Below are 10,352 nucleotides of genomic sequence, written 5' to 3'. Positions count from 1 at the left end.
TACGTCCCTTCGGGGGCCCTGGATGTGGATGCATGGGACCTGATCTGGTAGTAGCCAAGCGATGGGGTGACGCAGGAAGGTAGCTGAGCCAGTCAGTGGTAATACTGGTGTAAGCCTGTAGGGCGAACGGTAGGCAAATCCGCCGTTCACGAGCCTGAGAGGTGACGCATAGCCGAATGAGGCGAATTCAGTGATCCTATGCTGCCGAGAAAAGCCTCTAGCGAGCTTTCACACGGCCCGTACCCCAAACCGACACAGGTGGTCAGGTAGAGAATACTAAGGCGATCGAGATAACTATGGTTAAGGAACTCGGCAAAATGCCCCCGTAACTTCGGGAGAAGGGGGGCCTCGTCCGGTGATGGAACTTGCTTCCTGAGCTGGGTGGGGCCGCAGAGACCAGTGAGAAGCGACTGTTTACTAAAAACACAGGTCCGTGCGAAGTCGTAAGACGATGTATACGGACTGACGCCTGCCCGGTGCTGGAAGGTTAAGAGGACCGGTTAGCCACTTGTGGCGAAGCTGAGAATTTAAGCCCCAGTAAACGGCGGTGGTAACTATAACCATCCTAAGGTAGCGAAATTCCTTGTCGGGTAAGTTCCGACCTGCACGAATGGCGTAACGACTTCTCAGCTGTCTCAACCATAGACTCGGCGAAATTGCATTACGAGTAAAGATGCTCGTTACGCGCGGCAGGACGAAAAGACCCCGGGACCTTCACTACAGCTTGGTATTGGTGTTCGGTTCGGTTTGTGTAGGATAGGTGGGAGACTGTGAAGCGCTCACGCCAGTGAGTGTGGAGTCGTTGTTGAAATACCACTCTGATCGTATTGGACCTCTAACCTCGGACCATGATCTGGTTCAGGGACAGTGCCTGGTGGGTAGTTTAACTGGGGCGGTTGCCTCCCAAAATGTAACGGAGGCGCCCAAAGGTTCCCTCAGCCTGGTTGGCAATCAGGTGTCGAGTGCAAGTGCACAAGGGAGCTTGACTGTGAGACTGACAGGTCGAGCAGGGACGAAAGTCGGGACTAGTGATCCGGCACCGGCAAGTGGAAGCGGTGTCGCTCAACGGATAAAAGGTACCCCGGGGATAACAGGCTGATCTTCCCCAAGAGTCCATATCGACGGGATGGTTTGGCACCTCGATGTCGGCTCGTCGCATCCTGGGGCTGGAGTAGGTCCCAAGGGTTGGGCTGTTCGCCCATTAAAGCGGCACGCGAGCTGGGTTTAGAACGTCGTGAGACAGTTCGGTCTCTATCCGCCGCGCGCGTTAGAAACTTGAGGAAGGCTGTCCCTAGTACGAGAGGACCGGGACGGACGAACCTCTGGTGTGCCAGTTGTTCCACCAGGAGCACCGCTGGTTAGCTACGTTCGGAAGGGATAACCGCTGAAAGCATCTAAGCGGGAAGCCTGTTCCAAGATGAGGTTTCTCACCCCCTCGAGGGGGTAAGGCCCCCGGCAGACCACCGGGTTGATAGGCCAGAACTGGAAGCCAGGTAACTGGTGCAGGTGACTGGTACTAATAGGCCGAGGACTTACCACAAAGAAGCTACGCGTCCACTGTGCAGTATCTGAAACAACACACACGTTTCAGAACTGAAGAAGAAGAACCACACCACCACCGGTGAAACGGTGTGGGTTGTGTCTTCGCTGATGTTCCGTGTGACAGTTTCATAGAGTTACGGCGGCCATAGCGGAGGGGAAACGCCCGGTCCCATTCCGAACCCGGAAGCTAAGCCCTCCAGCGCCGATGGTACTGCACCCGACAGGGTGTGGGAGAGTAGGACACCGCCGAACATCCGTTACCGAAAGCCCCCCAACCTTGTTGGGGGGCTTTCGGCATTTCACAACAGTTTGTCGACGGCGACTTGATAACGCTGCGGTAACGTCCCCCCGGTTCCCCTTTGGCAAGTCCTTCGCCTGCGTAACGTGGCCCGGGCAGATCCGTTGGGATCGTGCCGTGTGGTGCGCGTCCACCCGGATCACCCGAGGTGACGAAGGGGAATCTGTGGTGACGAGCACGATGTCGAAACAACGTCCGGCTGTCAGAGCGGCTGTCGCCTTTGCAGGCTTGATGGTGGCCGCCGGCTCTGTCGCGGGGTGCACGAAGACCGACACGGCCAGCGGCGGATCGCTCCTCCAGCAACTACAGGACAGCGGAACGGTGACCGTCGGTTTCGCCGGCGAGGCGCCGTACAGCTTCGAACAGGACGGCCAGCTGACCGGCGCCACCGTGGCGTTGCACCGGGAAATCTTCAAGAACCTGGGCATCGACAACGTCGAAGGTGTGAGCACCGACTTCGGCGCCCTCATTCCCGGACTGCAGGCGCGCCGCTTCGACGTCGTCAGTGCCGGCATGTCGATTCTGCCGCAGCGCTGCGAGCAGGCAGCGTTCAGTGAGCCGGAATTCAACTACACGACCGCGCTGATGGTGCCCAAGGGCAACCCCGCGAACCTCACCGACATGCAGTCGGTGCAGCAGAGCGGTGTGCGGATGGCAGCGATGACCGGGGCGATCGAATCGGACTACGCGCAGCAACTGGGAATCGACGCGATGCAGGTGGCGTCGCCGCAGGACGGAATGGACGCTGTCGCCAACGGGCGTGCCGATGTCTTTGCGCTCACCGGGATCTCACTGAACTGGCTGGCGCAGAACAACCCGCAGGTCCCGGTGGAGGTGACCAACTCGTTCGTCGCCGTGATCGACGGGGTACCCCAGGTCGGTGCCGGCGGCACGGTCTTCCGCAAGGAGGACACCGAGTTGCGCGACGCCTACAACGCCGAACTCGCCAAGATCACTTCCGACAAGGAGAAGTACCTGTCGATCGTCGGACCGTTCGGATTCACCGCAGAGGAACTGCCCGATCCGAACCTGACCACCGCCAAACTCTGCGGCGAGACCGGCTGATCGACGCCGGGGTCTGCTGCCTGTGAAAGAGAACATCGACGCGCTGCTGCATGCGTGGCCGAGCATCCAGGAAGGCATCGTCGTCACGCTCCAACTGACGGCGGGAGGCGCGCTCCTGGCATTCGTGCTCGCGCTCGCTCTCGGGTTGGCTGCCCGTGCGCACAACATCGTGATCCGGGGATCGGCTCGCGCGTTCATCGAATTCTTCAGGGGCACTTCGCTATTGGTGCAGCTGTTCTGGTTGTTCTACGTGGTTCCGCTGTTCGGCTATCTCATCGACCCGGTGCTGTGCGGGATCCTCGCGCTCGGGCTGAACTACGGTGCCTACGGAGCCGAGGTGGTCCGCGGTGCGATCAACTCGGTGCCGCAATCGCAGTGGGAGGCGGCGACGGCGCTCGACTTCAGTCACTGGCAGCGGCTGCGCCGGGTGGTGTTCCCGCAGGCGTGGGCCGAGATGATTCCGCCGCTGACGAATCTGCTGATCCAGCTGCTCAAGGGCACCGCCCTTGCGAGCTACATCCTCCTGCAGGACTTGACCTTCGAGATCGACCAGCTCCGGCAGACGACCGGGAACACGCTGTTCGCGTTCGGCGTGGGGCTCATCATCTACTTCGTCATCGGCTACGTGCTGACCCTGTTGATGAACGCGCTCGAGGTGCGGGCGAAGAATCGCCTCGGCACGGGACCGTCTCTGCGTGAGATCTTCAGCCTCGCACCGTCCGACCCTCGGGGATTGGAGGCCGCGAAACAATGAGCGTCCACTGGAGCTGGGACCGCGCGTTCGAGGCTCTGCCCGTGCTGCTCGAGGGTTTCAAGATCACCCTGATCGCCACCGTGCTCGGGTTCCTGATCTCCGTCGTACTCGGACTCGTCATCGCGTTGATCCGGCAGGCCGCACCGCGGTGGGTGAGTGTGCCGGTCCGCGCGGTCAGCGAATTCATCCGTCTGACCCCGCTCGTCGTGCAACTGCTGTTCGTGTACTACACGTTCACGGGACTGTCGCCGCTGCAGATCGGTGTGGCGGTGCTCGGAATTCACTATTCGACGTACATGGCCGAGGTGTATCGGGCGGGGATCGAGGCGGTGCCCGTCGGCCAGTGGGAGGCGGCGCGGGCGTTGTCCATCGCGCCGACCCGGACGTGGCGGGCGATCATCCTGCCGCAGGCCATCCGTCGCGTCGTCCCGGCGCTGGGCAATTACGCGGTGTCGATGTTCAAGGACACCCCGTTCCTGTTCGCCATCACGGTGGTGGAGATGGTGACGGCCGCGCAGCAGTTCGGCGCCCGGCACTTCCAGTACCTCGAACCGTTGACGCTGGCCGGTGTGATCTTCCTGCTCGCCAGCTACCCGACGTCCCTGCTCATACGGCGATTGGAGAGACGTCTTGCCCGATGACGCGAGCACAGCAACCCCGATGATCCGATTCGACGACGTCGTGAAGCAGTTCGGCGACCACGTCGTGCTCGATCACCTGGATTTTCAGGTCGAGCGCGGCGACCGTGTGACCCTCATCGGCCCGAGCGGATCGGGGAAGACGACGATCCTGCGGCTGCTCATGACCCTCGAGAAGGTGAACGACGGCGTCATCTGGGTGGACGGGGCGCCGCTGACGCACGAGGAGAAGGGCGGCAAACTCGTTCCGGCGTCGGAGAAGTACACACGCCGGATACGACGCCGGATCGGCATGGTTTTCCAGCAGTTCAACCTGTTCCCCAACATGAACGTGATCGAGAACATCACCGAAGCGCCGATCCACGTGCTCGGCCTGGACAAGGCCGCGGCCGCGAAGCGGGCACGCGAGTTGCTCGAGACGGTTGGTCTGTCGGAGAAGGAGACCGCGCACCCGACGCAGCTGTCCGGTGGCCAGCAGCAGCGGGTCGCGATCGCGCGCGCCCTGGCGATGGACCCCGACATCCTGCTGCTCGACGAGGTGACGTCGGCGCTGGATCCGGAGTTGGTGGCGGACGTCCTCGACGTACTCAGGGACGTCGCGCGTACCACGGACATCACGATGCTGATCGTCACGCACGAGATGCAGTTCGCGCGGGACGTGTCGAACCGGGTGATGATGTTCGACGCCGGTCGCATCGTGGAGGAAGGCGACCCGGCCACGATCTTCACCGCACCGAAGCACGAGCGCACCAAGACGTTCCTGAAGGCCGTGCTGGCCGACTGACTCCCGGGCTAGCGGGAGGTGGTCGCGAGTTCCGGCTCGTCGGCGGGAGCGCGCCGTGCCAGCCGGCCCGCCATCCACGCGCACACCAGCAACTGCAGTTGGTGGAACAGCATGAGCGGCAGCACGATCAGGCCGATCGGCTGACTGGCGAACAGGACCGTGGCCATAGGAAGGCCGGTGGCGAGGCTCTTCTTCGACCCGCAGAACGTGATCGTGATCTGATCGGCGCGGTCGAACCCGAGTCGTTTCGACCCGAACCAGGTGAGGGACAGGACGATCGCGAGCAGGACCGCGCACACCGCGAGCAGGCCGAGGAGCCGGCCGGCGGACAGTGTGCCCCAGATTCCCTCGTTCATTCCTTCGCTGAATGCGACGTAGACGACCAGCAGGATGGATCCGCGGTCGACGAGCTTGAGCGGTGCGCCGTGCTCCTTCACCCACGGGCCGATCCACCGTCGCACGGACTGGCCGGCGATGAACGGGAGCAGCAGCATGACGAGGATGCCGATCGCGGAGGACGCGTCGAAACCCGCCCCCTCGCTCGTCATCAGCAACGCCACGAGCAGAGGAGTGACGACGATGCCGAGGATGTTGGAGAACGACGCGCTGACGATCGCCCCGGGCACGTTGCCGCGGGCGATCGACACGAACGCGATCGACGACTGGACGGTCGACGGCAGGAGGCAGACGTACAGAAGGCCCAGATACAGCGGCTGGGTCAGGATCGTCGGGACCAGCACGCGGGCGGCGATTCCGAGGAGCGGGAAGATGACGAACGTAGCCGCGAGGATGGTCAGGTGCAGACGCCAGTGTCGCAGGCCCTGCAGCGCCTCCTGCGTGGAGAGCCGGGCGCCGTAGAGGAAGAACAGAATTCCGACGGCCACCTTCGTGGCCCAGGTGAACGCCGTCAGGGCAGTGCCGTCGGCCGGGACCAGGCTGGCGATCCCGACGGTGATCAGGATGCCGATGATGAACGGATCGAGTTTTCCGAGCAGCGGGATCTTCGTCAGCATGGTTCGACCGTAAGGAATGCGCGGATATTTCGAAAGACGATAGTGGCGTTTACTGTAATGCCGAACCGTGATAACAATGAGCCATGTTCGATCCGGTTCACCTGCGGAGCTTCCTGGCGGTCGCGCGCACCAAGAGCTTCACCGCCGCCGCCCGGCGCCTGGACCTGCGGCAATCGACAGTCAGCCAGCATGTCGGAAAGCTGGAGAACGCTGCGGGTCGCCGCCTGTTTCTGCGGGACACGCATTCGGTCGAGTTGACCGCGGACGGCTCCGTAATGGTGGGGTTCGCGACATCGATACTCGAGCGGCACTCGGACGCCGAACGTTACTTCACGCAGTCGGGGGTGCGCGGACGCGTCCGGTTCGGGGCGTCCGAAGATCTGGTTCTGCACGAACTCCCCCGGATTCTGGGCGAGTTCCGGCGCAGCCATCCGCTCGTGGATCTCGAACTCACCGTGGCGTTGAGCGAAGTGCTGTTCCGGCAACTGCACGAGGGCCGACTGGACCTGGTCTTCGGGAAGCGTCGCCGAGGAGACCAACACGGGGAACTGGTGTGGACCGACCGGTTGGCGTTCTTCGCCGCACCCGACTTCGTGCCGGATGCCGAGGGTCCGGTGCCGCTGGTGACGTATCCGCCGCCCTCGATCACGCGGGCAGCGGCGCTCGACGCCCTGGAGAAATCCGGCCGCGGCGCGCGGGTTGCCTGCGTGACGGACAGCTTGAACGGGTTGCGGGCCGCCTGCCTTGCGGGTCTCGGGGTCGTGTTCCACGCGGAGACCCTTCCACCCGCGGGGCTGGTTCCGGTGCGGATGCGTTCGCGCGACGAGTGGGGGCCCGCGGTCGACGTCGAATTCGTGCTGGAGGCCCGCCGGAGTGTTCTCAGCGAACCGGAGCAGGCTTTGCGCGCCGCCATCCTCGAGAACGCGGATCGACTGCGCGCGTGACCTCGGTGGGAGGGCTGCTCCACCGAGGTCGTCGAGCTGTCAGAAGATGAGTACGGACAGGGCCGTGGACAGCACCAGGCCGGACACCACCGGCACGAAACACTTCCGGGCGAGTTCGAGGACGGGCACTCGGGCGAAACCGGCCACCGCGATCAACGACGACCACGCGACGAGCGTTCCGCCGCCGGACCAGATGTTCCCCATCTGACCGATCGCCGCCAGGGTTGCGGGGTCCATCCCGACCGCGGGTCCGAGTGCGCCTGCGAGCGAACCGGTCAGTGGCAGGCCGGTGAAGCCGGACCCTTCGAGGCCCGCGATCATTCCGATGGCGAGAATGCCGAACGACGTGACGAACGCGTTCTGGGGCAGGTGGGACTGCGCGGCGTTCACCAGGTCGAACAGCAATGTCGGACCCGTCGCGTCTGCGGGAAGTCCGAGAATGGCGGCGGAGAAGTCGCCGTTGCCGATGAAGAAGAAGCCGGCGATCGGAATCACGATGCCCATCGCCTTGAACGCGAAGACCAGGCCGTCGATCAGGTGCTCGGACGTCGTTTCGAGGAAGCCCTTCTTGTCGTTGGTCGCGGCGGCCGCGAACAGGATCAGCGCCGCGATACCGCCGACCATCGCTGCCGCGTCGCCGCCCTTGAGGTCGGGCACCAGGTCGGTGAACTTGCCGACCATGAGGTAGACGATGAACGCCAGATACGCGGTGGGCACGAGCACCGCGAACGTCTTCGCGGCGCGGATGCTCTTGAACGTGTCGTCGATGACCTGCCGCGCCGAGGCCGTGACGGGTTCGGCGAGGACTGCCGTCGACGTCTGCGGAGCGGCAGTCGTCGGCGCTTCGGCCGGTGCGGGACCGGTCGTCGTCCCGCCGCCGGCGGGAGCCGCACCGCCGTCGGGAGCGTCGCCGACCGGCTTGCCGAAGTCGCTCTCCGCGCGGGACTCCCAGTCGGTGAGCAGTTCCGGTGCGGGGCGGCGCATGTGCCTGCGCTGCGTGAAATAGGCGATGAGGAGCGCGGTGAGGCCGACGATCAGGGACATCACCAGGGCGCGGTCCGCGACGACGTCCGGATCGACGCCCGCCGACTTCGCCGACAGGCCCGGCGCCACCTTGATGATGTAGTCCGAGGACAGCGCCATGCCCTGCCCGCAGATGGCGATCGCCATGCCGACGGCCATCGGGGGAAGGCCGGCGCGAATGGCGACGGGGATGAGGACGGCGCCGATCAACGGCACCGCGGGGGTGGGCCAGAAGAACAGCGAGATCGTGTAGGTGACGACGGCCAAAACGATGAAGCTGCTGGTGCCGCCGCGCATGACGCGCCGGAACGGGGCGACCATCAACCGGTCGGCCCCCATCTGCCGGAGGGCGCCGAGCATCGCGGTCACCAACGAGATGATGAGGAAGATGTTGAACAGTTCGCGGGCGGCGACGAGGCTCGCGTTGAAGATCGACGCGAGACCGGTGACCAGACTGTCGGAGAACACGAAGGCTGTCAGGAAGGTGCCGATGACGGCGGGGACGACGATGTTCTTCCGCATGAGCATCGTCCCGAGGATGACAACGATTCCTCCGAGATACACCCAATGTGCGGCGGTGAGACTTACATCCACAGTGCGCCCCTTCGAAATAGGTACAGACTAGTGGTACTAGTCACAGTGCAGTGATACTGCGCGGGGCGTTATCCAGGGTCAACGTCCAGAGTGCACATCGACAACCAGCGTATTTGGGCATTGTGCCCGACATTTTTCGCCGGGATTGCTTGTTGTCACGCGCAGGTAAAGGAATGCTCGGCAGTGGCCGTTTCACGGAATCCTGTGTTCATAATTAGGCTTGCCTAACCTACTGTGCTGGGTGCGTGCGGCAGGGGTTTCCGGTGAAAACCGGCATCGCCGGAGCGCGAATTCTCGGATGAAAGTGGACTCTATGATGACGGCGATCGGTCAGGACCGGAGTGCAACCGCGAGTGACGAACGAGGACCGGGCACGACGCCCGCGCTGGCGGCGCTGCTCGCCGGAACGTTCGTCGGCACGGTCAGCAACAACATCGTCAACGTCCCGCTGAACGCGATCCTCACGGACTTCGACGCCGGACTCGGTGGCGGCATCTTCGTCGTCGTCGGGTTTCTCTTGACGTTCGCGACGACGATGCCGCTGGCCGGGTGGATCGGCGACCGGTTCGGTCGCAGGCGCGTGTACTGCGCCGCCCTGCTGGGTACCGCGGTCTGTTCCCTCGGTGCGGCGCTCGCGCCGTCACTGCCGGTGCTCGTGATGTGGCGCTCGCTCGGCGGGATCGCGGCTGCCGCGTTCGCGCCCGCGGTCATGGGGCTGATCGCGTGGCTGTTCGGGCCCGCGCGGCGGGCGAGCGCCGTCGGCGCGTGGGCGGCGGTGAACGGCATCGGTCAGGCCGTGGGCCCGTCCATGGGCGGAATCGTCAGCGACTGGTGGGGCTGGCGGTGGACCTTCGTGCCGCTGGTGCCGGTCGCCCTGATCGGGTTCGCCGCGACCCTCCGCTACATCCCGGGATACCCCGGGAAGAAGATGCGGCTCGACGTGATCGGGGCGTTCACCGTCACGCTCGGAGCGGCCCTGCTGATCCTCGGCCTCACGTCCGTCTCGCAGGAGCAGGTGCCCGCCTGGGTCAGCATCGCGACCATCGGCGGCGGAGTCGTCGTCATTGCCGCGTTCGTGATCCACTGCCGGCGGGCGGCGAACCCGTTCGTGCCCATCGACCTGGTGATCGAATCACGTTTCCTGCGTAGTGCTCTCGCCGCATTCACCCAGATGTTCGCGCTGGGTGCGGTGCTGCTCGCGCTTCCGCTCTACTTGACGGGTTCGGGCAGTTCGACCACACAGGCCGGGCTGATGCTCTTCGTGCTGCCGGTGGTCATGACGTGCGTGGCACCCGTCGTCGGGCGTCTCGTCGACAGGATCGGTGCGCGGGTGGTGATGCGATCCGGCCTGGCGGTGTTGATCGGTAGCCAAGTGGCACTGGCGATCACGTTGTCGGCCGACGTCCGGAACCCGATCGCGCTCGGCGCCGTACTCGTCGTCGCCGGACTGGGAATCGGCATGGTCCAGACGCCCGCCGCGGCCGGTTCGACCCGATCGCCCGCGGGGGCCGTGGGAACAGGTCTGGGACTGTTCAACCTCATCCGCTTCGGCGGCTCCGCCGTGGGCGCCGCCTGGGTGGGCGTGGCCGCACACCTGACGGCCGATCCGTACGGACTGCTGTTCGTCGTCACCGCCCTCGTCGTGGTCGCCGGATTGGCCGGGACCTTCATCGGTGAGGACCCGGTGGCCGTCTGAG

At 64.3% G+C, this 10,352-nt stretch carries 8 protein-coding genes and 2 rRNA genes; 8 read left to right on the top strand and 2 right to left on the bottom strand.

All coding sequences use genetic code 11. The features are described 5' to 3' along the window. From CA951_RS27375 to ehuA, 6 genes are all read left to right on the top strand, one after another. Positions 1-1,540: ribosomal RNA gene (locus tag CA951_RS27375) — 23S ribosomal RNA — on the top strand; the annotation flags it as partial. Between the two features lie 137 nt (positions 1,541-1,677). Continuing rightward, positions 1,678-1,794, top strand: a 5S ribosomal RNA gene (gene rrf / locus CA951_RS27370). A 226-nt stretch (positions 1,795-2,020) separates the two neighbouring features. After that, positions 2,021-2,905, top strand: a complete 885-nt coding sequence (gene ehuB / locus CA951_RS27365; protein ID WP_087559829.1) for an ectoine/hydroxyectoine ABC transporter substrate-binding protein EhuB — start codon at positions 2,021-2,023, stop codon at positions 2,903-2,905. A gap of 22 nt (positions 2,906-2,927) precedes the next feature. Further along, entirely contained in the window at positions 2,928-3,659 is a 732-nt protein-coding gene (gene ehuC / locus CA951_RS27360; RefSeq protein WP_087559808.1) for an ectoine/hydroxyectoine ABC transporter permease subunit EhuC, read from the top strand. Continuing rightward, positions 3,656-4,300: an ectoine/hydroxyectoine ABC transporter permease subunit EhuD gene (gene ehuD, locus CA951_RS27355; protein ID WP_087559807.1), complete on the top strand. Its 645-nt coding sequence runs from the start codon at positions 3,656-3,658 to the stop codon at positions 4,298-4,300. Before ehuC ends, ehuD begins: the two co-directional genes overlap by 4 nt. A gap of 19 nt (positions 4,301-4,319) precedes the next feature. Continuing rightward, positions 4,320-5,081 (top strand): ectoine/hydroxyectoine ABC transporter ATP-binding protein EhuA, encoded by a 762-nt coding sequence (ehuA, locus tag CA951_RS27350; protein WP_087559806.1) that lies wholly within the window; start codon positions 4,320-4,322, stop codon positions 5,079-5,081. An 8-nt stretch (positions 5,082-5,089) separates the two neighbouring features. Here ehuA and CA951_RS27345 read toward each other — a convergent pair whose 3' ends face one another. Beyond that, a complete protein-coding gene (locus tag CA951_RS27345; protein ID WP_087559805.1) occupies positions 5,090-6,094 on the bottom strand; it encodes a bile acid:sodium symporter family protein in 1,005 nt (334 codons plus the stop codon). 83 nt (positions 6,095-6,177) lie between these two features. On the opposite strand from CA951_RS27345, the gene CA951_RS27340 reads away from it, so the two are divergent. Further along, positions 6,178-7,038 carry a LysR family transcriptional regulator gene (locus tag CA951_RS27340; protein ID WP_087559804.1) on the top strand — a complete coding sequence of 287 codons (861 nt, stop codon included), beginning with the start codon at positions 6,178-6,180 and terminating at the stop codon, positions 7,036-7,038. Positions 7,039-7,077: 39 nt separating this feature from the next. Here CA951_RS27340 and CA951_RS27335 read toward each other — a convergent pair whose 3' ends face one another. After that, positions 7,078-8,655, bottom strand: a complete 1,578-nt coding sequence (locus tag CA951_RS27335) for a hypothetical protein (RefSeq protein ID WP_087559803.1) — start codon at positions 8,653-8,655, stop codon at positions 7,078-7,080. Positions 8,656-8,968: 313 nt separating this feature from the next. Here CA951_RS27335 and CA951_RS27330 point away from each other — a divergent pair, with 313 nt between their 5' ends. Further along, positions 8,969-10,351, top strand: a complete 1,383-nt coding sequence (locus CA951_RS27330; protein WP_087559802.1) for an MFS transporter — start codon at positions 8,969-8,971, stop codon at positions 10,349-10,351. The last annotated feature ends 1 nt before the right edge of the window (position 10,352 follow it).

Source organism: Rhodococcus sp. NCIMB 12038 (genome assembly GCF_002165735.1).
GTDB lineage: Bacteria > Actinomycetota > Actinomycetes > Mycobacteriales > Mycobacteriaceae > Rhodococcus_F.
The sequence above is the reverse complement of the archived record's forward strand: the minus strand, read 5'-3'. Positions and strand labels throughout refer to the sequence as shown.

Excerpts from the sequence above, each read along its gene's own strand:
- ehuB (WP_087559829.1), top strand. The coding sequence starts at position 2,021 with ATGTCGAAACAACGTCCGGCTGTCAGAGCGGCTGTCGCCTTTGCAGGC.
- ehuD (WP_087559807.1), top strand. The coding sequence starts at position 3,656 with ATGAGCGTCCACTGGAGCTGGGACCGCGCGTTCGAGGCTCTGCCCGTG.
- CA951_RS27345 (WP_087559805.1), bottom strand. The coding sequence starts at position 6,094 with ATGCTGACGAAGATCCCGCTGCTCGGAAAACTCGATCCGTTCATCATC.
- CA951_RS27330 (WP_087559802.1), top strand. The coding sequence starts at position 8,969 with ATGATGACGGCGATCGGTCAGGACCGGAGTGCAACCGCGAGTGACGAA.
- ehuA (WP_087559806.1), top strand. The coding sequence starts at position 4,320 with ATGATCCGATTCGACGACGTCGTGAAGCAGTTCGGCGACCACGTCGTG.
- CA951_RS27340 (WP_087559804.1), top strand. The coding sequence starts at position 6,178 with ATGTTCGATCCGGTTCACCTGCGGAGCTTCCTGGCGGTCGCGCGCACC.